The organism is Mesorhizobium atlanticum, assembly GCF_003289965.1.
In the GTDB taxonomy this organism is placed as follows: domain Bacteria; phylum Pseudomonadota; class Alphaproteobacteria; order Rhizobiales; family Rhizobiaceae; genus Mesorhizobium; species Mesorhizobium atlanticum.
Genome location: NZ_QMBQ01000004.1, coordinates 608,405 through 629,472 on the forward strand (window position 1 = coordinate 608,405; position 21,068 = coordinate 629,472).

Annotated in this window: 18 protein-coding genes; 10 read left to right on the top strand and 8 right to left on the bottom strand. The window is 64.9% G+C overall.

Features of this window, described 5'->3' with window-relative positions:
• Positions 1 to 334 precede the first annotated feature (334 nt).
• The 7 genes from DPM35_RS16560 to DPM35_RS16590 all read left to right on the top strand — a co-directional run bounded on the left by DPM35_RS16560 (position 335) and on the right by DPM35_RS16590 (position 7,027).
• A complete protein-coding gene (locus DPM35_RS16560) occupies positions 335 to 1,384 on the top strand; it encodes a CobW family GTP-binding protein (protein WP_112128318.1) in 1,050 nt (349 codons plus the stop codon).
• An 80-nt stretch (positions 1,385 to 1,464) separates the two neighbouring features.
• Entirely contained in the window at positions 1,465 to 1,743 is a 279-nt protein-coding gene (locus DPM35_RS16565; RefSeq protein WP_112128319.1) for a type II toxin-antitoxin system TacA family antitoxin, read from the top strand.
• A complete protein-coding gene (locus tag DPM35_RS16570; protein ID WP_112128320.1) occupies positions 1,740 to 2,267 on the top strand; it encodes a GNAT family N-acetyltransferase in 528 nt (175 codons plus the stop codon). The genes DPM35_RS16565 and DPM35_RS16570 overlap by 4 nt, the downstream gene beginning before the upstream one ends.
• Before the next feature lie 114 nt (positions 2,268 to 2,381).
• The gene (locus DPM35_RS16575; RefSeq protein WP_112128321.1) at positions 2,382 to 3,356 is read left to right on the top strand and encodes a WD40 repeat domain-containing protein; all 975 of its coding nucleotides are present in this window, start codon (positions 2,382 to 2,384) and stop codon (positions 3,354 to 3,356) included.
• 138 nt (positions 3,357 to 3,494) lie between these two features.
• Positions 3,495 to 4,874, top strand: coding sequence for an aspartate aminotransferase family protein (locus tag DPM35_RS16580; protein ID WP_112128322.1), 1,380 nt, complete (start codon positions 3,495 to 3,497; stop codon positions 4,872 to 4,874).
• An 11-nt stretch (positions 4,875 to 4,885) separates the two neighbouring features.
• Positions 4,886 to 6,292, top strand: coding sequence for a glutamine synthetase family protein (locus DPM35_RS16585; RefSeq protein WP_112128323.1), 1,407 nt, complete (start codon positions 4,886 to 4,888; stop codon positions 6,290 to 6,292).
• Positions 6,293 to 6,346: 54 nt separating this feature from the next.
• The gene (locus DPM35_RS16590; RefSeq protein WP_112128324.1) at positions 6,347 to 7,027 is read left to right on the top strand and encodes a UdgX family uracil-DNA binding protein; all 681 of its coding nucleotides are present in this window, start codon (positions 6,347 to 6,349) and stop codon (positions 7,025 to 7,027) included.
• A 145-nt stretch (positions 7,028 to 7,172) separates the two neighbouring features.
• Here DPM35_RS16590 and DPM35_RS16595 read toward each other — a convergent pair whose 3' ends face one another.
• From DPM35_RS16595 to DPM35_RS16610, 4 genes are all read right to left on the bottom strand, one after another.
• Positions 7,173 to 8,432, bottom strand: a complete 1,260-nt coding sequence (locus DPM35_RS16595) for a glycerate kinase type-2 family protein (protein WP_112128325.1) — start codon at positions 8,430 to 8,432, stop codon at positions 7,173 to 7,175.
• Positions 8,429 to 8,932 carry a heme-degrading domain-containing protein gene (locus DPM35_RS16600; RefSeq protein WP_112128326.1) on the bottom strand — a complete coding sequence of 168 codons (504 nt, stop codon included), beginning with the start codon at positions 8,930 to 8,932 and terminating at the stop codon, positions 8,429 to 8,431. The genes DPM35_RS16595 and DPM35_RS16600 overlap by 4 nt, the downstream gene beginning before the upstream one ends.
• A 75-nt stretch (positions 8,933 to 9,007) precedes the next feature.
• The gene (gene guaD, locus DPM35_RS16605; protein WP_112128327.1) at positions 9,008 to 10,321 is read right to left on the bottom strand and encodes a guanine deaminase; all 1,314 of its coding nucleotides are present in this window, start codon (positions 10,319 to 10,321) and stop codon (positions 9,008 to 9,010) included.
• A 2-nt stretch (positions 10,322 to 10,323) separates the two neighbouring features.
• Positions 10,324 to 11,550, bottom strand: a complete 1,227-nt coding sequence (locus DPM35_RS16610) for a urate hydroxylase PuuD (protein WP_112128328.1) — start codon at positions 11,548 to 11,550, stop codon at positions 10,324 to 10,326.
• A 130-nt stretch (positions 11,551 to 11,680) separates the two neighbouring features.
• Here DPM35_RS16610 and DPM35_RS16615 point away from each other — a divergent pair, with 130 nt between their 5' ends.
• The 3 genes from DPM35_RS16615 (at position 11,681) to DPM35_RS16625 (ending at position 14,905) form a co-directional block, all read left to right on the top strand.
• Positions 11,681 to 12,601: a LysR family transcriptional regulator gene (locus DPM35_RS16615; RefSeq protein ID WP_112128329.1), complete on the top strand. Its 921-nt coding sequence runs from the start codon at positions 11,681 to 11,683 to the stop codon at positions 12,599 to 12,601.
• Positions 12,602 to 12,692: 91 nt separating this feature from the next.
• On the top strand, positions 12,693 to 13,658 hold the full coding sequence (locus DPM35_RS16620; protein ID WP_112128330.1) for an LLM class flavin-dependent oxidoreductase: 966 nt from the start codon (positions 12,693 to 12,695) through the stop codon (positions 13,656 to 13,658).
• Positions 13,655 to 14,905, top strand: coding sequence for an LLM class flavin-dependent oxidoreductase (locus DPM35_RS16625; RefSeq protein WP_112128331.1), 1,251 nt, complete (start codon positions 13,655 to 13,657; stop codon positions 14,903 to 14,905). Before DPM35_RS16620 ends, DPM35_RS16625 begins: the two co-directional genes overlap by 4 nt.
• On the opposite strand, the gene DPM35_RS16630 is transcribed toward DPM35_RS16625, so the two are convergent.
• The 4 genes from DPM35_RS16630 to xdhA form a co-directional block, all read right to left on the bottom strand.
• Entirely contained in the window at positions 14,902 to 15,750 is an 849-nt protein-coding gene (locus tag DPM35_RS16630) for a PhzF family phenazine biosynthesis protein (RefSeq protein WP_112128332.1), read from the bottom strand. The genes DPM35_RS16625 and DPM35_RS16630 overlap by 4 nt on opposite strands.
• A gap of 520 nt (positions 15,751 to 16,270) precedes the next feature.
• Positions 16,271 to 17,167, bottom strand: a complete 897-nt coding sequence (xdhC, locus tag DPM35_RS16635; protein ID WP_112128516.1) for a xanthine dehydrogenase accessory protein XdhC — start codon at positions 17,165 to 17,167, stop codon at positions 16,271 to 16,273.
• 62 nt (positions 17,168 to 17,229) lie between these two features.
• On the bottom strand, positions 17,230 to 19,593 hold the full coding sequence (gene xdhB, locus DPM35_RS16640; RefSeq protein WP_112128333.1) for a xanthine dehydrogenase molybdopterin binding subunit: 2,364 nt from the start codon (positions 19,591 to 19,593) through the stop codon (positions 17,230 to 17,232).
• Complete coding sequence (gene xdhA, locus DPM35_RS16645) at positions 19,593 to 21,068, bottom strand: xanthine dehydrogenase small subunit (protein ID WP_112128334.1); 1,476 nt, start codon at positions 21,066 to 21,068, stop codon at positions 19,593 to 19,595. Before xdhA ends, xdhB begins: the two co-directional genes overlap by 1 nt.

Sequence of the window (21,068 nt, forward strand, 5' to 3'; positions counted from 1 at the left end):
GGTTGGCAAATGACGATCTCTTAGAAACCGGCTTGCGGAACGCTTTGCCGGCAAGCATTGCGGTGCCCGCGCAGGTGATGCCAGATGTTTATTTCAGTTAGATGACAAACGACTTTTGAGCAGGCGGGATTCATAGCGGAAGCCGGCCAAGGCTATTCCGCGCCGCCGTGACACCCTGGTTTGGCCGGCCTCGACCGCCGCCAATCCCTCCTCGCCGCCATCCCGGTCAGAGGGTCCGCCTGGCCTATCGGTTTGACGCGTGCAAAAGCGCGACGCCCATCCTATATGAGGCCGACAATCCAAGATTTTCGAGGCCAAGATTTCGAGGCAAGCCATGAGCGATGCACAAACGCAAATCCCCGTAACCGTTCTCACCGGCTATCTCGGCGCGGGCAAGACGACGCTGCTCAACCGCATCCTGTCGGAGAACCACGGCAAGCGCTACGCCGTCATCGTCAACGAGTTCGGCGAGATCGGCATCGACAACGACCTGATCGTGGAATCCGACGAGGAAATCTACGAGATGAACAATGGCTGCGTGTGCTGCACGGTGCGCGGCGACCTGATCCGCGTCGTCGAGGGCCTGATGAAACGGCCCGGTCGCTTCGACGCCATCCTCGTCGAGACGACCGGCCTCGCCGACCCGGTGCCGGTGGCGCAGACCTTCTTCATGGACGATGACGTGCGCACCAAGACCAAGCTCGACGCGGTGGTGGCGCTGGTCGACGCCAAGCACCTGCCGCTGCGCTTGAAGGATTCCAAGGAGGCCGAGGACCAGATCGCCTTCGCCGACGTGGTGGTGCTGAACAAGACCGATCTGGTCACGCCGGAAGAGCTGGAAAAGGTCGAAGCGACGATCCGTGCCATCAACCCGGCGGCAAAAATCCATCGCACGCAGCGGTCCGGCGTGGCGCTCAACGAAGTGCTCGACCGCGGCGCCTTCGATCTGTCGCGCGCGCTGGAGAACGATCCGCATTTCCTCGAGGCGCACGACCATGATCATGATCATGATCATGGTCACGACCACCATCATCATGACCATGACGGGCACGATCACCATCATCACCATGCTTCCGACATCCATGACGTGACGGTGAAGTCGGTGTCGTTGCGCGGCGGCGAGATGGACCCGAAGAAGTTTTTCCCCTGGATCGAGAAGGTGACCCAGATGGAAGGGCCGAACATCCTGCGGCTGAAGGGTATCATCGCGCTCAAGGGCGACGAGGACCGTTACGTGCTGCAGGGCGTGCACATGATCCTCGAGGGCGACCATCAGCGCGCCTGGAAGGACGGCGAGAAGCATGAGAGCCGGCTGGTCTTCATCGGCCGCGACCTCGACGCCGAGCGGTTGCGCAAGAGTTTTGAAGCCTGCCAGGCGGCCTAAGCGCCGAATTGTTGATCCGATGGGATTGTTTGTGAGTTCATGTACACATATCATGTGTACCTGAACCCAGGAGACTCCTTATGTCGCGACCGGCCGACCAGAAGACTGAGCGCTATCAAATTCGGATTGCGCCCGCGCAGAAGGCAATAATCGCGCGCGCCGCTGCACTCTCGCATCAGGACGTTGCCGACTTCATCCTCAACAAGGTCGTTCCCGAGGCACAGGCTGTGATCGAAGCCGCAGAGGTCACAAAAGTTTCCGACCGTAATTTCACACGTATACTCGACCTGCTGGAGCATCCGCCCAAACCCAATGCAAAACTGCGTGCGGCAATCGAGGCCCTGCCGGATACGCTGTGACGCTTCCGTCCTGGCACGAGCAGCCGATTGCGAAACAGCACGATCGGACCTCGTTCGATTGCGGTGACGCGCAGATGAATGATTTTTTGCGGCGGTTCGCGCGACAAAGCCATGAACAAAATGCCGCCAAGACCTTCTGTGCGATTGACGACACTACCACCGGCCGGATTCTCGGCTTTTATACAATCGCGCCGTCAGCAGTGGCTCATGAAACCGTGCCAGTGACCCTGACGAAGGGTTTGGCGCGGCACGAAGTTTCGGGTTTCAAGCTTGCCCGTCTCGCCACAGATCGCCGCGTCGCGGGGCGAGGGCTGGGTGGTCAGCTGCTTGCCGCCGCCGCGCTCCGCTGCTTGCGTCTCGCGGGCGAAGGCGGCGGCGTTCTGCTCATCATTGACGCCAAGAGCGAGCGGGCCGCAAGATGGTACGCCAGCTATGGTGCGGAGCCTCTTAAAGGCCAACCTCTGACGCCGGTTATGCCGCTTGCGACTTTCGCGACGGAATTGCGGGCAAAGGGGCTGCTCTGATGCCCTCCCTCCCAGTCCTTGAGAGGCCGCTGCCGATCGCTACAGTTGTTGCCGAAGCGGGAAACGTCGAGTAAGCCGCCAGATAAATCCAACATCTCGTCCATTCAGGAAATCATGCCCACAGTCGCCCCGCTTGATCTCGAAGGCCATTGCGTTGCCGCCGTCTTCCTCAACGACGTGCCGCATTTCGCTCTGGCTGACGGCGCGATCCACCGCTTGGACAATGGGCAGAAGACGGTGCAGGCCAATGACGGCCTGCTCGCCGCCTTCCATGACGCGGCCAACGACCGTCTGATCACCGGCGGCGAGGACGGCAAGGTGTTTGCCGTGAAGGCCGGCGGCGAGGTGGGTGAACTGGCGAGCGCCGGCAAAAAGTGGGTCACCAGCGTTGCCGCCGGACCGCAGGGCGCCATCGCCTACGCCTCCGGCAAGACCGCCTTCGTGCGTTTCGCCGACGGCAAGATCAAGGAATTCGCTCATCCGCGCTCGGTGGAAGGGCTTGCCTTCTCACCCAAGGGCATGCGTTTTGCCGTCGCCCGTTACAATGGCGCGACGCTGCATTTCCCGGCGGCTGAGGGCAAGCCGGTGGAACTCGAATGGGCCGGCGCCCATACCGGCATCACCTTTTCACCGGACGGCGCTTTCCTGATCACCACCATGCAGGAAAACGCGCTGCATGGCTGGAAGCTCGCCGACGGCAAGCACATGCGCATGAGTGGCTATCCCGGCAAGGTGAAGAGCCTGTCCTGGAGCGTGAAGGGCAAATGGCTGGCGAGCTCGGGCGCCCCGGCGGCGATCGTCTGGCCCTTCGCCAGCAAGGATGGCCCGATGGGCAAGGCGCCGCTGGAGCTCGGCACGCGCGGCAACACGATGGTGACCTGTGTCGCCTGCCATCCGAGCCAGGACGTAGTGGCCATCGGCTATGAAGACGGCATGGTGATCGCGGCGCGCTTCGCCGACGCCAAGGAAGTGCTGCTGCGCCGCCCCGGTAAGGGCGCCGTCACTTCGATGATGTGGGACAAGGAAGAGCGCCGCATCGTCTTCGGTAGCGCGTCCGGCGATTGCGGCGTCATCGATATTACGGCGTAGGCGGTAGCGAATAGGCAGTCGGGCTTAGGGTCGACGACACCTACTGCCTACTGCCTGAGCCAACACCCGCCCCCGGCGCGGCCAATTGCAGTTTTTCAAAGCCATGGGCAGAGTGCCGCGCCAAACAGAGGGGCATTCATGCAGGCATCGAATCCAGGAACTTCCATCGGCGGCATCGACGTCGCCCGCATCGCCGAATTGCGCGAGGCGGAGGCGGCCGCTTTCCGCAAGGCGCGGCCGAACTCCGAGGCGAAACTCGGCAATGGCATCGCCGGCTTCCTGGGCGGCGTGCCAATGCATTGGATGACCGACTGGCCGACGCCATTCCCGATCCTCGTCGACGGCGCGAAGGGCGCCACGATCACCGACATCGACGGCAACAGGCTCGACGATTTCTGCCTGGGCGACACCGGCTCGATGCTCGGCCATTCGCCGCCGGCGGTCGCGCGCGCGATCCGCCGGCAGGCCGCTCGGGGCCTGACCTACATGCTGCCCAGCGAGGACGCGCTGGCGATCGGGACGCTCCTGCAACAGCGCTTTGGCCTCCCCTACTGGCAGATCGCCACCACCGCCACCGACGCCAACCGCTTCGCGCTGCGCGTCGCCCGCGCGGTGACGGGGCGCGAGAAGATCCTGGTCTTCAACGGCTGCTATCACGGCTCGGTCGACGAGACGATGGTGCGGCTGATCGACGGCAAGCCGGTGAATCGGCCCGGATTGGCCGGCGAATTCCGTGACCTGACGCGCGCAACGAAGATCGTCGAGTTCAACGACGTCCCTGCCTTGGAAGCAGCGCTTGCGGATCGCGACGTCGCCTGCGTCATCACCGAGCCGGTGCTGACCAATTCCTGCATGGTGCTGCCGGATCCAGGCTTCCACGACGCGCTGCGGCGCCTGACGCGGGCAGCCGGCACGCTGCTCCTGATCGACGAGACTCACACGATCTCCACCGGTCCCGGCGGCTATACGAAGAAGCACGGGCTGGAACCGGACCTGTTCGTGCTCGGCAAGCCGGTGGCGGGCGGCGTGCCGGCGAGCATCTGGGGCATGAGCGAGGAGGTCGCCACCCGCTACGGCGCCTACAATCGGACCAAGGAGCCCGGCTATTCCGGCATGGGCACGACGCTGTCGGCCAACCCGCTGCAATTCGCGGCGATGCGCGCGACGCTGGAAGAGGTGATGACGGAGGAGGCTTACGCGCATATGGACCGGCTGGCACGCCGGCTCGACGCGGGGCTGACCGCCGTCATCCAGCGCAACAAGCTGCCCTGGCATGTCGCGCGGGTCGGCGCGCGCGTCGAGTTCATCTGCGCGCCGGGACCGCTTCACAACGGCGGCGAGGCCGAGAAGGCGCATGCGCCGGAGCTCGAAGCAGCCATCCATGTCGCGCTGGTCAATCGCGGCGTGCTGATCGCGCCGTTCCACAACATGATGCTGATCTCGCCGGTGACGACTTCCGCGCAGGTGAGCCGACTGATCGCCGCCTTCGCCGCGGTTGCGGCCCGGCTTACGGCGTGAGAAAAGCGGCCATGGACAATCCGAACGCCGTTACCACGTCCCCTTCCGGCTCGACGCCCGCCGAGGCGAAGGCCTTTCTCGCCGCGCATCCGGAGATCGAGGCATTCGACATCGTGCTCACCGACGCCAACGGCATAGGCCGCGGCAAGATCGTACGCCGGCACGAGCTGGTGGGCATTTTCGAGAACGGCCGGCATCTGCCGATCTCGATCCTCGGCCTCGACATCACCGGCGAGGACGTCCACGAGACCGGCCTGGTGTGGGACACCGGCGACGGCGACCTCAGGGCATGGCCGATCCCGGGCACGCTGGCTCCGCTCTACGGCACCAATCCGGCGCGCGGCCAGGTGCTGATGTCGATGTACCATCTCGATGGCCAACCGATGACCTCCGATCCGCGCCTGGTGCTGGCAAGGCAGGTGGAATTGCTGGCGGCGCGCGGCCTGCATCCGGCCGGCGCCTTCGAGCTGGAATTCTTTCTGCTTGCCAATGAACGCGACGCGGACGGCAAGGTGCAGCCTGCCCGCGCGGTGCTCGACGGCCGCCGTTCTGCCAAGACGGAAGTCTATTCGGTCGACCATCTGCATGGCATGGAGCCGCTGTTTTCCGACATCTATGCAGCGGCCAAGGCGCAAGGCATTCCGGCCGAGACCGTCATTTCCGAATACGCGCCCGGCCAGTACGAGCTGACGCTGAACTACCGCAAGGACGTGATGCGGGCAGCCGACGACCTCGTCATGCTGAAGCGGCTGGTGCGGGCCCAGGCGCGGCGGCACGGCGTCACCGCCTGTTTCATGGCCAAGCCCATCGAGGCCTATGCCGGCTCCGGCATGCATTTCCATGTCTCGCTGCAAGATGATGCCGGCCGCAACGTCTTCACCGAGACGACCGGCGAGAAATGGTCGCCGAAGCTGCTCAACGCGCTTGGCGGGTTGATCCACACCATGGCGGAATCGATGCTGGTGTTTGCGCCGCACGCCAATTCATGGCGGCGCTTCGTCTCGCAATCCTACGCGCCGGTGGCGCCGACATGGGGCGTCAACAACCGCTCGGTGGCGCTGCGCGTGCCGGCGGGCGACGCCAGGAACCGCCGCATCGAGCATAGGCCGTCGGGCGTCGACGCCAATCCCTATCTGGTGGCGGCGACGGTGCTGGCCGGCATCGTCAAAGGGCTCGACGAAGGCCTGGATCCAGGGCCAGAGACCACCGGGAACGGCTACGAGCAGGCGAGCGAAATATCGACCATGCCGGCCGACTGGCGCGCCGCGATCGAGGCGGCCAGGGGATCCGATTTCCTGAAATCGGCGCTCGGCCCAGACCTGCACCGGACCTTCGTGGCGATCAAGCAGGCCGAATATCTGCGCGTCGCCCGCACGGTCAGCGAGCTGGACTACCACCTCTATCTGCACGAGGTGTGAGGAACCATCGCCAGGCTCGCCCATTTCAAGTTTGAAAGCGGGCGAGACAGAACGATGGCAACAACACCGCCAACAACGGCCTTGCAGCGCGACGCGAAGCGTCCAGCCGGACGCATTCCTGCGCCCCAGCCAGAGCTGGCCCCAGCCGCCTCCATCGGCGAGGCGCGCGAGGAGGCGAAGGGCTGCCGCCGCTGCCCCCTTTGGCGCGATGCGACGCAGACCGTCTTCGGCGAGGGACCGGAGAATGCCGATGTGGTCTTCGTCGGCGAGCAGCCCGGCGACCAGGAGGATCTGGCCGGCAAGCCGTTCGTCGGACCGGCGGGCAAGATGTTCGACAGCATACTGGACGACGCCGAAATCGACCGCCGCAAGGTCTATGTCACCAATGCGGTGAAACACTTCAAATTCGAGCCGCGCGGCAAAAGGCGTATCCACTCGAAGCCCAATGCCGGCGAGATCCAGGCCTGCCGCTGGTGGCTGGACAAGGAGCTCGACCTGATCAAGCCGAACCTCGTGGTGGCGCTAGGCGCCACGGCCGCGCAGTCGCTGCTCGGCAAGGCGGTGCCGATCACCAGGATGCGCGGGGGCGTGGTCGAGCGCGAGGATGGGTTGCGGGTGTTCCTCACCATCCACCCGTCCTTCATCCTGCGCATCCGTGAACAGGAGGACAAGGAGGCTGAGAGGGAGCGGTTTTTAAAGGATATGCGGAAGGTGAGGGAGTTGATGAGGGCGTGATTGTTGTTCTGCGCACCCAAGGAAGGGTTTGACGGGTTCTGCTTCATGGAGGTCGCGCGGCCCATCAGGTCGCCATCCACGGGCGGAGCAAGGAGCGAGGCGACGCGCGTAGACCCGCGGATGACGACCTCTGTGGGGCTCTGCGCTACCTAACCAGAATGGCCCTCAAATCATTGACGTTCGTGCCCGTTGGCCCCGGGGCGAACAAATCCCCGACAGCATTGAAAGCCGTCCAGGCGTTGTTGCCGGCGAGCATCGCCTTGGCGTCGACGCCGGCCGCACGCATGCGCGACACGGTCGAGCCGTCGGCAAAAGCGCCCGCATTGTTCTCGGAACCATCGATGCCGTCGGTATCGGCAGCAAGTGCGTGAATGCCCTCGACGCCATCGATTCCGATGGCGAAGGCGAGCAGGAATTCGGAATTGCGGCCGCCCTTGCCCTTGGCACGCAGCGTCACGGTCGTCTCGCCGCCGGACAGGATCAGCACGGGCTTGGCGAAGGGGCGGCTGCGGGTCGCCACTTCGCGCGCGATCGCGGCATGGACACCGCCGACCTCGCGCGCCTCGCCCTCGATCGCATCCGAGAGGATGACGGCCTCGATGCCTTGCCGCTTCGCCTCGGCGGCGGCGGCTTCGAGCGACACGCCGGCAGAGGCCGTCAGGTGCACCTCGTTGCCGGCAAAGCGCGGGTCGTCGGGACGCGGCGCGTCTGCGGCTGGCGACTGGATATGTGCCATGACCGAGGCCGGTAGTTTCATGCCATAAGCGGCGATCGAGGCCAGCGCGTCCGCGCGGCTGCCGGTGTCGGGAACGGTCGGCCCCGAGGCGACCAACGCCGGATTGTCGCCGGGGATATCGGACACGACGAGCGACACCACGCGCGCCGGGTGCGCCGCGGCGGCAAGACGTCCGCCCTTGATGGTCGAGACATGCTTGCGGATGGTGTTCATTGCCGCGATCGGCGCGCCGGAGGCAAGCAGCGCCTCGTTGACGGCGATCTCGTCGGCAAGCGTCAGGCCGGGAGCCGGCGACGGCAGCAGGGCCGAGCCGCCGCCGGAAATCAGCGCTATGACCAGATCGTCCGAGGTGAGGCCCCGCACCTTCTCCAGCAGCCGGCGCGAGGCTTCCAGGCCCGCTGCGTCCGGCACCGGATGCGCCGCCTCGATGATCTCAATGCGCTCGCATCTGGCGCCATAGCCGTAGCGCGTGACGACAAGGCCGTCGATGGGACCGTCCCAGACCTTCTCGAAGGCCGCCGCCATCTGCGCCGAGCCCTTGCCGGCGCCGATGACAATGGTGCGGCCCTTCGGCTTCGCCGGCAAATGATTGCGGATCGTCTTTTCCGGGTCGGCGGCGGCGACGGCGGCGTTGAAGATCGAGATGAGGAAGCTTTTCGGGTCGGTCATTTTTCTTCCGGCGGCAGCGCGAGCCCGCTCGCATCGATGCCAAGATGGGCGCACAGCGCATCGACCACAACGCCATGATCCTCGCGCTCCGGCAGGCCCGAAACAGCGATGACGCCGATGACGCCGGCGCCCTTGACCGTGACCGGGAAGCCGCCGCCCGCGAGCACATAGTCGGCAATATCCAGCCCCTCGCCGACCTTGAAGGTGCGGTCGGGCCGCTGCTGCTCCAGGACAAGACGGTAGGTGCTAATCAAATAGCGCTTCACGACATTGATCTTGCGCCGCGCCCAATCGGGATTGGAGGCGTTGGAGCCTGGCATGGCGGCATAGAAGAGCGGCCGGTCGAAGGTTCTGATGTCGACGATGATCGGGAGATCTTCCTTCAGCGCCCGGTCCCTGATGGTGGAGCCGATGTTGAAAGCGACGGCCTCATCGAAGGCCGCGAAGACCAACGTGGCTTCCTGTTTCTTGATCAGAGCGATGTCGTCGGCGGTGGCCATGGCGTTCCCCTGTCAGCGTCGACGCACGCTTTGGCCGATGACTGACGCCGGGTCAAGCCAAGAGCGCCTCAAAGCTCATGCCACAATCGCGCTCTTCGCCGGACGGCCCGCCACATAGACCTCGCGCACGGCGCGGTCGTCGCCCAGCGTCTGCAGCAGGAAGAGTTCCTCGGCCAGCGTTTCGACCGTCTCCATCCTGAGCCGCATCGCCGGCGTGGCGTGAGCATCGAGCACGACGATATCGGCATCGGTGCCCTCCTCCAGCGTGCCCACCTTGTCGGCCACCGACAGCGCCTCGGCGTTGCCGCGCGTCAGTTGCCAGAAGGACTGGAACGGGTTCAGCTTCTCGCCGTTCAGCGCGATCACCTTGTAGCCCTCGTCCATGGTGCGCAACATCGAATAGTTGGTGCCGCCGCCGACATCGGTGGCGGCCGCGATCCGGAGCGGCTTCTCGCGCCGGCGATAGCGCTGGTAGTCGAACAGGCCGGATCCGAGGAAAAGATTGGAGGTCGGGCAGAACACCGCGACCGAGCCCGACTGCGACAGCGCATCCGCCTCGCGCTCCGACAGATGGATGCAGTGGCCGAACAGGCTCTTTTTGCCGAGCAGGCCGTAGTGCTCATAGACGTCGGTGTAGTCGCGCGACCAGGGATAAAGCTCCTGGGTGAAGGCGATCTCGGCGTGGTTTTCCGACAGGTGCGTCTGCATGTGCAGGCCGGGATGCTCGCGGCAGAGCGCGCCGGCCATCTCCATCTGCTCGGGCGTCGAGGTGATGGCGAAGCGCGGCGTGATGGCATAGAGCTGGCGGCCCTTGCCGTGCCATTCGGCGATCAGCGCCTTGCTGTCATCGTAGCCCGTCTTCGGCGTGTCGAGGACGCCCTCCGGCGCGTTGCGGTCCATCATCACCTTGCCGGCGATGTTAAGCATGTTGCGCTCATGCGACTCGGCGAAGAAGGCTTCGGCGGAAGATTTGTGCACCGAGCAGTAGGCAGCGACCGTCGTCGTGCCGTGGCGCAGCATTTCGTCGAGGAACAGCCGCGCGATGCGGCGGCCATGCTGCGCGTTCTGGAATTTCGACTCTTCGGGAAACGTGTATTTGTTCAGCCAGTCGAGCAGCTCGGCGCCGTAAGAGGCTATGATCTGCATCTGCGGCACATGCACATGCGCGTCGAGGAAGCCCGGCAGGATGAGATGCGGGCGATGGTCGATCGTCTCGACACCCGCACCGGCCTTCTTCAGGACATTGGCATAGGAACCGGCGGCAATGATCTTGCCGTCGTCGACCAGCAGGGCGCCATCCTCCTCGTAACGCCAGGCGGAATGGTCACCGACCGTTTCGGGCCAACGCAGGAAGGACAGCGTGCGCCCGCGCAGAAGCTTTGAGGTCATATTTACTTTCCGGCGCCTTCGAACCAGGCGACCAGAAGGGCGCGTTCCTGGTCGGTTATGTGGCTGACATTGGCGGGCGGCATGGCATGCGCCCTGCCGGCCTGGATGTAGATCTCGCGTGCGTGCTCGGCGATGCGCTCGTCGGTGTCGAGCAGCACGCCCTTGGGCGCATGGTAGATGCCTTCGTAGACCGGCTCTTCCGTATGGCACATGGAGCAGCGGCCGAGCACGGTGTCGCGCACGGCCGGGAAATGGGCCGAAGCGATATAGACCTGGGCGGCGGTGGAGGCGGCCGAGGTCTTCGGCTCGCCGGTCAGCACCTTCGGCACGGTCGACAGCCAAATGATGATCATGAACAGCACGGCGGCGCCCAGCCAGGTCCAGGTCGGGTTGCCTTTGCGCGCGTGCACCGTGTTGAAATAGTGCCGGATCAGCACGCCGATGATGAAGACCAGCGAGGCGATGACCCAGTTGAACTGCGTGCCGAAGGCCAGCGGGTAGTGGTTCGACAGCATCAGGAACAGGACCGGCAAGGTCAGGTAGTTGTTGTGCAGCGAGCGCTGCTTGGCGATCTTGCCGTATTTCGGATCCGGCTTGCGGCCAGCAATCAGGTCGGCGACGACGATCTTCTGGTTGGGGATGATGACGATGAAGACATTGGCCGACATGATCGTGGCGGTGATGGCGCCGAGATGCAGGAAGGCGGCGCGGCCGGTGAAGAGATGGGTGAGCCCCCAGGCGATGAACACCAGCACGCCGTAAAGCACCAGCATCAGCCTGGTATCGCTGTTGCCGAGCGGCGAGCGGCAGAGCAGGTCGTAGACGATCCAGCCGACGCCGATGGTGGCCATCGACAGGAGGATGCCGACCGGCGCCGAGACGTTAAGCACGTTGGGGTCGATCAGGAAGAGATCGGCGCCGGCATAGTAGACCACGCAGAGCATGGCGAAGCCCGACAGCCAGGTGGCGTAGGATTCCCATTTGAACCAGGTGAGATGCTCTGGCATCTCGGCGGGCGCCACCAGATATTTCTGGATGTGGTAGAAGCCGCCGCCATGCACCTGCCACTCTTCGCCGAAGGCGCCGGCAGGCAGGCCCGGACGCTGGCGCAGGCCGAGGTCCAGCGCGACGAAATAGAAGGACGAGCCGATCCAGGCGATGCCGGTGATGACATGCAGCCAGCGGACGGCGAAGCTCAGCCAGTCCCAGAAAATCGCGAAATCCATCATTGAGATCGTCCCTGCCGATAAGAGCGACTTTACGGGCTAGCGCGCAAACGAAAAGAGGCGAGGTGCGCGATGACTTTCAAAAAAAAATAAAAAATACTAGGGTGCCCACGCAGCCGCATGAGAGCCACGCATGGCCTATCTCGACAACATCGCCGTCTTCGTCCGCGTCGTCGAGCTCGGCAATCTGTCAGCGGCGGGGCGCGATATGCGCATTTCTCCCGCGGTCGCCTCCAACCGCATCAAGGAGCTGGAAAAGCACCTCGGCGTCCGGCTGTTCAATCGCACGACAAGGCAGTTGATGCCGACCGAGCACGGCACGGTGTTCTACACCGGCGCCAAGCAGGTGCTGGACGCCATCACCGAGGCGGAAGCGGCGGTCGCAGCACTTTCCGGCCAGCCGCGCGGGACCATTCGGGTCACGGCGCCGCTCGGCCTCGGACGGCGGCTGATTGCCTCGGGGATCCCGGATTTCCACGACAAATATCCCGATATCGAGGTGCGGCTCAGGCTCTCCGACCACAATGTCGATATCATGAAGGAAGGCATCGACGTTGCCTTCCGGCTCGGCATCATCGAGGATTCCAGCCTTCGGATGCGCGGCATCATGGAATGCGAACGCGTGCTGGTGGCGGCGCCGAAATATCTGGAGGCGCGCGGCGAACCCGCCGAGCCGCAGGAACTGATCGGCAGGAAACACGACTGCCTAATGCTGCGCTATGCCGGCGCGCGCGAATATGTCTGGACGCTGCAGACGCCGGGCGGCCCGCAGAAGTTCGAGGTGCACGGCCCCTACGACACCGACGACGGCGACGTGCTGACCGGTTGGGCGCTGTCGGGGCGCGGCATCATCAACAAGCCGCGCTTCGAGGTGGAACCCTTCATCCGCGACCGTCGACTGAAGGTGATCCTTACCCAAACGCCGCCAACGCCGGTGCAATTCGCCGCCGTCTATCCGCACAAGAAGCTGCAGGATCCGAAAGTGCGGCTTCTGCTCGACTTCATGGCCGAGCGCTGCCAGCGGCTGATCAAGGACATTCTGGCCGGGAAGTAAGGGACTGCGGAGGGTGCTGGGAGGCAAGAGAGGCAGTCGCTGGTCCATTCGCCAGCCTTGCCTTGCGCGCCGGCGAACTTAGGTTGGTGCGATGCATCTCGCCGTTTCGCTCGATATCGCCGCCCCCAGCGGACAGGCCGTCCTGGACTTCGGCCAAATCAGCGCCTTCGTGCGGAAGGCGGAAGCGGTGGGCGTTGACATGGTCATCATTTCCGACTCCGCCGATGAGCCGTCGACCAGCCCGTTCGAAGCGACGACGTTGCTGGCCGCGCTGGCGACGGTGACCGACAGGATCGGCCTTGTGGCCAGCGCCTCGACGCTCGCGCACCAGCCCTACAATCTGGCGCGCCGCTTTGCTTCGCTCGACATCATCAGCCACGGCCGCATCGGTTGGAACGCGACGATGCAGCAAAATCCGCGCGAGGCGGCAAATTTCAGCCGGCCGGAAGGTTTCTCCGACGATAACTTTCGCCGCCGCGCAGAAGAGTTCATCGGCATCGCGCACGGTTTATGGCGTGGCTGGGACGCGGATGCCTTGCTGTTCGACAAGGTGGGCGGTCGATTCCACGATCCCGACAGGATGCATGTCCTCGACCATAAGGGCGAGTTCTTCGCAGTGCGCGGACCGCTCAATGTCGCCCGCTCGCCGCAGGACACGCCTGTGCTGGTCATGTCCGGCCTAAACGAGACCGATCGCGACTTCGCGAGCCGCGTCGCCGACGTCATTCTGATCGAGGAAGAGTCGGCCGAGGCCGCCAATGCTGCGACCGCCGATTTGAGACGCCGGGCGCTTGCCGCCGACCGCAAACCGGAAGGCGTGAAGGTGCTGCTGACGGTCGCGATTGAATCCGAGCCGCCTATCGACAGGCTTCGAAACCTGCTGGGATCGAGCGGCTGTGACGGCTTCAATTTTGTTCTGCCGGCTGATGTCGCGGCACTTCAGAATTTCACCGACCGTGTCTTGCCGGAACTCCAGCCCCGCGGCCTCGCCAGCCGGACCCGGCAAGGTACGACATTGCGCGCACATCTTGGCCTCGGAACAGGAGGCGCAAAATGACCGCGCGCCAGATGAAGCTCGGCCTGTTCCTGTGGGCGACTGGCCATCACATCGCCGCCTGGCGTCACCCGGACGCGCATGTGACGGCCGGTATCGACATCGACCATTACATCGCGCTGGCGCGGACCGCCGAAGCGGCGAAGTTCGATATGGTGTTCTGCGAGGACGCCGCCGGCCTGCGCGAGGCCAACATCAACATTGCCAGCCAGACCTCGCGCTCGATCGGTTTCGAGCCGATCAGCCTGCTGTCGGCGCTGGCCGCGCAGACCGAGCGCATCGGCTTGGTTTCGACGGCATCGACCAGCTACAACGAGCCCTATGGCCTGGCGCGGACTTTTGCTTCGCTCGACAATCTCAGCGGCGGGCGGGCCGGCTGGAACCTCGTGACCTCGGCGAGCCCGATCGAAGCAGCGAATTTCGGCGCGACGGGGCTGCGGCCGCATGCCGACCGCTATGCGCGGGCGCGCGAATTCGCCACGGTAATCACCGGGCTCTGGCATCGTAAGCCAACCGGCCATGACGGCGAAAGCTTCTCGGTGCGCGATCCGCTCGACATACCGCCCTCGCCGCAGGGTGCGCCGGTGATGGTGCAAGCGGGAGCATCGGACGACGGCAAAGATCTGGCCGCGCGCACCGCCGATGTCGTGTTCTCGGCGGCGCAGACTTTCGAGGAAGCCAAGGCCTTCTATGACGATCTCAAGGGGCGGCTCGCCGCTTACGGACGCCAGCCGGACGACGTGAAGATCATGCCCGGCGTGGCGCCGATCGTGGCCGCCACGAAAGCCGAGGCGCAAGCGAAATACGATGCGCTGCAGGAGTTGATCCCCGACGATGTCGGCGTGGCGCTGCTCTCCAGCTATCTCAGCATCTCCGACCTCGGCCGCTACCCGATCGACGGGCCGCTGCCCGAGCTGCCGGAGAGCGAAGGCATGAAGAGCCGGCAGGCGCTGGTCATCGAGCAGGCGCGCCGCGACGGTCTCTCGATCCGCGAGTTGGCGCGTTACTTTGCCGGCGCGCGCGGCCACTGGCGGGTGGTCGGCACGGCCGGAGAGATCGCCGACGAATTGCAGGCACGCTTCGAAGGCGGCGCGGCCGACGGCTTCAACGTCATGCCATCCTGGTTCCCGGGCGAGCTCGACGCCTTCGCGACGCTGGTGGTGCCGGAATTGCGGCGGCGCGGGCTGTTCCGCAAGGACTATGAAGGCCGGACGCTGCGCGATCATCTCGGCCTGAAGCGGCCGATTTAAGCCGCTTCTGCCCGCGCATCCATCAGGCGGGCTGTTCCAGAAACCCTGATCGAGCTGCCCGGCGTCGGTGGAATGTCGGCATGGAGTCGCGAGCGCATGCCCATGTCCTCGCCCTGGATGATGTCGATGGCGCCGCCATGCGGCCAGCCAAGATCGCGCAGATAGCCGGCAAAGGCCGCGGTCGCCGCCCCCGTCGCCGGGTCCTCGTAGACACCGCCGGAAGCGAATGGATTGCGCGTGTGGAAGAGGCGCGGCGTTTCGGCATAAGCGAGCAGGATGGTGACCAAGCCTTCGCGCCGCATGAAGGACTGGCCCTGCTTCAGGTCATAAGCCATGGCGGCCAAGGCTTCGCGTGACTTCAGCGCCAGCACGAGGTGGTCGGCGCCGCCGTGGATGAGCGCCGGCGGAATGGCCGGATCAAGATCGCCTGGCTGGTAGCCGAACAGCGCCAATGCCTCGCCGGCCAGTTCCGACGAAGCCGGCCGGCTGTGCGTCGGCGGCGACTGCAGCGCGGCGGCGACGTTGGCGCCGTCGCAAAAGCCTTCGACGGTAATGTTCGCCTGGTTGAGGATCAGCGAGAATACCCCGTTGCCGAACCTCCTGACCAGCGCCGCGCCCAGCGCGATGGTGGCGTGGCCGCAGAAGGGCACTTCCGACTCCGGCGAAAAGTAGCGCACGCGCCAGCCGCCGCCTTCGGGTGCCGCGAAGGCGGTTTCCGAGAAGCCTACCTCGGCTGCGACGCGCTGCATCTCGGCCGCGTCCGGCAAAGCCTCGCCGATCACCACGCCGGCCGGATTGCCGCCTCTGTTGCCGTCCGAAAATGCCGCTATGCGCAAAACGTCCATGTTTCCTGGTCCCGTTGTCCGTGCGGCGCAACAAACACGTTTCGGGCCGGTTTGGGAAATGAAGAAAACGGCGAGCAGCGGTGAGCGCCAGTCACACCTGCGATCGGGGTTGCACCTGTAACTGGCGTGACTGGTCAGGCCGAGACTTGATTGCCACGTGGTTTCCCCAATCCGTCGCTGCTTCGCAGCGCCACCTTTCCCCCCTCCGGAGGGAAGGAAGGGAGCGTCGCTGGACGAGCGTTGACGGCAAAAAGCTTGGCGCCTTTCCTCTACCCCGTCGATCGGGGGAGAGGTGGCTCGGCGAAGCCGAGACGGATTGGGGGTCGCCCAGCGCTACATTGACAATGCATGCGCCAAGCTGCGCCGTAGCCCACTTTGTTGGGCGAGGAACCCAAGCTTTCCACGATCACGACGGCCAGTAGCCCTCGCCCATGAAATGGGGGGAGAGGTGTCCGCGCAGCGGACGGAGCGGAGGCAGCGCTGCCATATGCGATTTGCCCTGCCCACGTGGCCGGCTGGATCAGCCGGCCATCGCCTTTTCAGCGCTGGCTGAGCCAGGCGCCTCGGGGGCATGCGAGACCAGCGTCGTCATGATCTCGGCGGCGGCGAGCGCGGCGATCACGGGCGGACGCTTGTCCTTCACCGCGTTGCCGCCGATCGGCGAGATAAGGCGGCTGAACTCGGCCTCGTTGCCCTCGGCAGACTTCAGGAACCAGCTCCTGAAGGTCGCCTTCTTCGTCTTCGAGCCGATCATGCCGACATAGGCGGTGTCGTCGCGCTTCAGCGCCTCGGCGGCAATCAGGAAATCCAAAGCATGATCGTGGGTCAGGATGGCGAAGGCCGATCCGGCCGGCGCCTCGCGCACCACGGCTTCGGGCATCGGCGTCAGCCGGGTCTCCACCGTTTCCGGCATGCCTTCCAATGCCTCGGATCGGGTCTCGACGACGACGACATGGATCGGCAGCAGCGCCAGCGACGCGGCCAGCGCGTGGCCGACATGGCCGCCACCGAAGATATAGACATGCGGACGATGCGCCTCTTCCGATTGAGCGTTGGCGATAAGCTGCTGCTCCAGTGAGCCGTCGACGAGACGGATCAGAACCTCGACGCGCCCGCCGCAGCATTGGCCGATCTCCGGCCCGAGCGGAACGTCGAGCGTGGCGCAAACTTCATCGACCTCGATGCGGGTTTCATCGGCGGGATATCGCGTACCTCCGCCAAGCATCTGCCGCGCCTTGTCGATCGCCATATATTCGAGCTGGCCGCCGCCGATCGTGCCGAAAATGGCCGATGCCGAGACAAGCATGAAGGCGCCGGCCTCGCGCGGAGTCGAGCCTTTGGTGGCCGCCACCTCGACAAGCGCTATCCGGTCGGCTCGACCGAGGAACGCCTTCAGGCTTTGCACATTCGAGTTCATCGTCTGCATTTCCATCCCGGAAATATAGCGTTTTGCGCCTCGATTTGCACGTTTAGGCCGATTCAGGCCGGCCGCGCGGCTTCCCGCTTCAGCCTTTCGATCGCCATCAGGACACGCTCCGGTGTCGCCGGCGCGTCGAGGCGCGGACAGATCCTGTGGTCCGCGACGCTCGCGACAGCATCGGAGAGCGCATGCAGAACCGACATGCCGAGCGGGAAAGGCGGCTCGCCCACGGCCTTGGAGCGATGCACTGTCGGCTCGTTCGCCTCGGACCAGTCGGCCAGCGTGACGTTAAAGATTTTCGGCCGGTCGGAGGCGAGCGGGATCTTGTAGGTCGACGGCGCATGGGTGCGCAGCCGGCCCTTGTCGTCCCACCACAATTCCTCGGTGGTCAGCCAGCCCATGCCCTGGATGAAGCCGCCCTCGACCTGGCCAAGGTCTATGGCGCGGTTCAGCGAGCGGCCGGTCTCGTGCAATATGTCGGTACGCTCGACCACATATTCGCCGGTCAGCGTGTCGACCGAGACCTCCGAGCAGGACGCACCATAGGCGAAGTAGTAGAAGGGACGGCCCTCGCCCTTGTCGCGGTTCCAATGGATCTTCGGCGTCTTGTAGAAGCCGGCCGCCGATAGCTGGATGCGGGCCATATAGGCCTGCTTGACCAGATCGCCGAAGGGTATCTCCTGGTTGCCGATGCGGACGCGGTTGGGCAGGAACAGCACCTGGTCGCGCGGCACCTGGTATTTTTCCGAGGCGAAATTGGTCAGCCGGTCCTTGATCTGGCGGGCGGCGTTCTGCGCCGCCATGCCGTTGAGGTCGGAACCCGAAGAAGCCGCGGTGGCCGAGGTGTTCGGTACCTTGCCGGTGGTCGTCGCGGTGATCTTGACCTGATCCAGGTCGATCTGGAATTCCTCCGCCACGACCTGCGCCACCTTGAGATAGAGGCCCTGCCCCATCTCGGTACCGCCATGGTTCAGGTGAACCGAGCCGTCGGTGTAGACATGCACCAGCGCGCCGGCCTGGTTGTAGTGCGTGGCGGTGAAGGAGATGCCGAACTTGACCGGCGTCAGCGCCAGCCCGCGTTTGATGAAGCGGCTGTTGTTGTTGAAGGCGCTGATCTCGCGCCGGCGCCGCGCATAGTTCGAGCTCGCCTCCAGCTCGGCGATGATGCGCTGGATGACATTGTCCTCGACCGTCTGGTGGTAGGGCGTGATGTTGCGGTCGCCCTCCTTGTCGCCACTCGCGCCGTAGAAATTCTTCTTGCGGATCTCGAGCGGGTCCTTGCCGAGGGCAAAGGCCACCTCGTCGATGACGCGCTCGGCGCCGACCATGCCTTGCGGGCCGCCGAAGCCGCGAAAGGCGGTGTTGGACACCGTGTTGGTGTAGAGCGGCGCCGACTGGGCGTGCACCGCCGGCCAGAAATAGGTGTTGTCGCAGTGGAACAGCGCGCGGTCGGTGACCGGGCCGGAGAGGTCCGACGAGAAGCCGCAGCGCGCTGCGAACATGAAGTCGACGCCGAGGATGTTGCCGTCGTCGTCGAAGCCTACCTCGTAGTCGATCAGGAAATCGTGGCGCTTGCCGGTGGCGATCATGTCGTCGTCACGGTCGGGCCGGATCTTGACCGCGCGATGATGGCGCTTGGCGGCGATCGCGGCGAGTGCTGCGAACTGGTTGCCCTGCGTTTCCTTGCCGCCGAAGCCGCCGCCCATGCGGCGGATTTCCACCGTGACGGCGTTGCTCGGGATGCCCAGCGCATGGCTCACCATATGCTGGACTTCGCTCGGATGCTGGGTCGAGGAATAGATGGTGACGTCGTGATCCTCGCCGGGCACGGCCATGGCGATATGGCCTTCGAGATAGAAGTGCTCCTGGCCGCCGAGACGCATCTTGCCCTTGAGCCTGCGGGGCGCCGCCTTGATCGCCGCCGCCGCATCGCCGCGCTTCAGCGTCAGCGGCGGGGTGACCAGCTTGTCCTTGCGCGGGTCGAGCGCGCCGATGTCGGTGACGAAGGGCAACTGCTCGTATTCGACCTTGGCCAGCCTGACGGCACGCCGCGCCTGCTCGCGCGTCTCGGCGATGACGCAGAAGATCGGCTGGCCGTAGAATTCGACCTTGCCGTCGGCGAGCACCGGCTCGTCATGGCGGCCGGTGGGTGAAATGTCGTTTTCTCCCGGCACGTCCTTGGCCGTCAGCACGTCCACGACGCCGGGAGCGGCCCGCACCGCCACGAGGTCCATCTTCGTGATCGTCGCATGCGTCGCGGTCGACAGGCCAAGGCAGCCATGCAGCGTGCCGGCCGGCTCCGGCATGTCGTCGATATAGACCGCCGTGCCGCTGACATGCTTGTGCGCTGAATCATGGCGCTGGTCGCTGGCGACGCCGCCCGAGATCTTCTGGGCCTTGAGGTCGGGGACGTGCTTGGTCATCAGGCCGCCTCGCTGCGCGAAACCTGGAGCGGCGCCTTGGTTCCGGTCGTCTCGACATAAAAGCGCAGCAGAAGATTCTTCGCCGCCAGCGCGCGGTATTCGGCGCTTGCCCGCATGTCGGTGATCGGCGTGAAGTCCCTGGCATATTCAGCCATCGCGGCCTCCACTGTCGCTTCGTTCCAAGCCTTGCCGATCAAGGCTTTCTCAACCGCAGTGGCGCGCTTCGGCGTCGCCGCCATGCCGCCATAGGCGATGCGGATGTCGGCCACCGTGCCGTCCTTGGCCAGGGTCAGATAGAATGCGCCGAGCGTCGCCGTGATGTCTTCGTCGCGGCGCTTGGTGACCTTGTAGACGGCAAACTTCGCGGCCTTTGCCGGCACGGGCACGTGGACTGCCTCGACGAATTCGCCGGGCTGACGATCCTGCTTGCCATAGGCGATGAAGAAGGTTTCGAGCGGGATCGTGCGGCGCTTCTTGCCCTTGCACAGGGTGAGCTGCGCGCCGAGCGCGATCAGCGGCGGCGGCGTGTCGCCGATCGGCGAGCCGTTGGCGATGTTGCCGCCGATCGTGCCCATGTTGCGCACCTGCTCACCGCCGATGCGGTCGACCAGCGGACCCAGGGCCGGGATGCGCTTCGACAGCGTATCGAAGGCTTCGGTGTAGGTGACGCCGGCGCCGATGGTGATCACGTCGTCCTTCTCCGACATGGCGCGCAGATCATCGAGCCCGCCGATGAAGATCGCTGGCGGGATGTCGCGCATGTGCTTGGTGACCCAGAGACCCACATCGGTCGAGCCGGCGACGATGGTGGCGCCGGGTTCCTTCTCGAGCACGGCGGCTAAATCGTCGACGCCGGCCGGCACGATCAGCCGCTGCTTGCCCGACCCGATCTCGACTCTGGCGCCATCGTACAATGCCTTCAGCCGCTCGGTGATGTCCTTGCGCTCCACCGCGAGCGGGTCCCTCGCCGCCTTGCCGTAGCTCGAAATGGCGTGCGCGGCGCGCATGATAGCCTCGTAGCCGGTGCAGCGGCAGAGATTGCCCTGCAGCGCCTTTTCGATCGCGGCGTTCGACGGATCGGGCGTCTTCATCCAGAGCGCGTAGAGCGACATCACGAAGCCCGGCGTGCAGAAGCCGCATTGCGAGCCGTGGAAATCGACCATCGCCTGCTGCACGGGGTGCAGCTTTTCGCCACTACCGCGCAAATGTTCCACGGTAACGACATGGGTGCCGTCGAGCGAGCCCATGAAACGGATGCAGGCATTGACGCTTCCATAGACCAGGCCGTCGCCGGCAAGCTTGCCGACCAGCACCGTGCAGGCGCCGCAATCGCCCTCGGCGCAGCCTTCCTTGGTGCCGCGCAGCGAGCGGTTGAGCCGCAGCCAGTCGAGCAGGGTCGCATCGGGCGCGACCTCGGTCAGCGCAATGTCGGCACCGTTCAAGATGAAGCGTATCTCGTTCCGGATCCCTGCCAT

What these genes read in the sequence shown, in the direction of transcription:
- DPM35_RS16590 (WP_112128324.1), top strand. Translation starts at nt 6,347, where the DNA reads ATGGCAACAACACCGCCAACAACGGCCTTGCAGCGCGACGCGAAGCGT.
- DPM35_RS16575 (WP_112128321.1), top strand. Translation starts at nt 2,382, where the DNA reads ATGCCCACAGTCGCCCCGCTTGATCTCGAAGGCCATTGCGTTGCCGCC.
- DPM35_RS16565 (WP_112128319.1), top strand. Translation starts at nt 1,465, where the DNA reads ATGTCGCGACCGGCCGACCAGAAGACTGAGCGCTATCAAATTCGGATT.
- DPM35_RS16585 (WP_112128323.1), top strand. Translation starts at nt 4,886, where the DNA reads ATGGACAATCCGAACGCCGTTACCACGTCCCCTTCCGGCTCGACGCCC.
- DPM35_RS16625 (WP_112128331.1), top strand. Translation starts at nt 13,655, where the DNA reads ATGACCGCGCGCCAGATGAAGCTCGGCCTGTTCCTGTGGGCGACTGGC.
- xdhA (WP_112128334.1), bottom strand. Translation starts at nt 21,068, where the DNA reads ATGGCAGGGATCCGGAACGAGATACGCTTCATCTTGAACGGTGCCGAC.
- guaD (WP_112128327.1), bottom strand. Translation starts at nt 10,321, where the DNA reads ATGACCTCAAAGCTTCTGCGCGGGCGCACGCTGTCCTTCCTGCGTTGG.
- DPM35_RS16610 (WP_112128328.1), bottom strand. Translation starts at nt 11,550, where the DNA reads ATGATGGATTTCGCGATTTTCTGGGACTGGCTGAGCTTCGCCGTCCGC.
- DPM35_RS16630 (WP_112128332.1), bottom strand. Translation starts at nt 15,750, where the DNA reads ATGGACGTTTTGCGCATAGCGGCATTTTCGGACGGCAACAGAGGCGGC.
- DPM35_RS16620 (WP_112128330.1), top strand. Translation starts at nt 12,693, where the DNA reads ATGCATCTCGCCGTTTCGCTCGATATCGCCGCCCCCAGCGGACAGGCC.
- DPM35_RS16615 (WP_112128329.1), top strand. Translation starts at nt 11,681, where the DNA reads ATGGCCTATCTCGACAACATCGCCGTCTTCGTCCGCGTCGTCGAGCTC.
- xdhB (WP_112128333.1), bottom strand. Translation starts at nt 19,593, where the DNA reads ATGACCAAGCACGTCCCCGACCTCAAGGCCCAGAAGATCTCGGGCGGC.
- DPM35_RS16560 (WP_112128318.1), top strand. Translation starts at nt 335, where the DNA reads ATGAGCGATGCACAAACGCAAATCCCCGTAACCGTTCTCACCGGCTAT.
- DPM35_RS16595 (WP_112128325.1), bottom strand. Translation starts at nt 8,432, where the DNA reads ATGACCGACCCGAAAAGCTTCCTCATCTCGATCTTCAACGCCGCCGTC.
- DPM35_RS16600 (WP_112128326.1), bottom strand. Translation starts at nt 8,932, where the DNA reads ATGGCCACCGCCGACGACATCGCTCTGATCAAGAAACAGGAAGCCACG.
- DPM35_RS16580 (WP_112128322.1), top strand. Translation starts at nt 3,495, where the DNA reads ATGCAGGCATCGAATCCAGGAACTTCCATCGGCGGCATCGACGTCGCC.
- xdhC (WP_112128516.1), bottom strand. Translation starts at nt 17,167, where the DNA reads ATGAACTCGAATGTGCAAAGCCTGAAGGCGTTCCTCGGTCGAGCCGAC.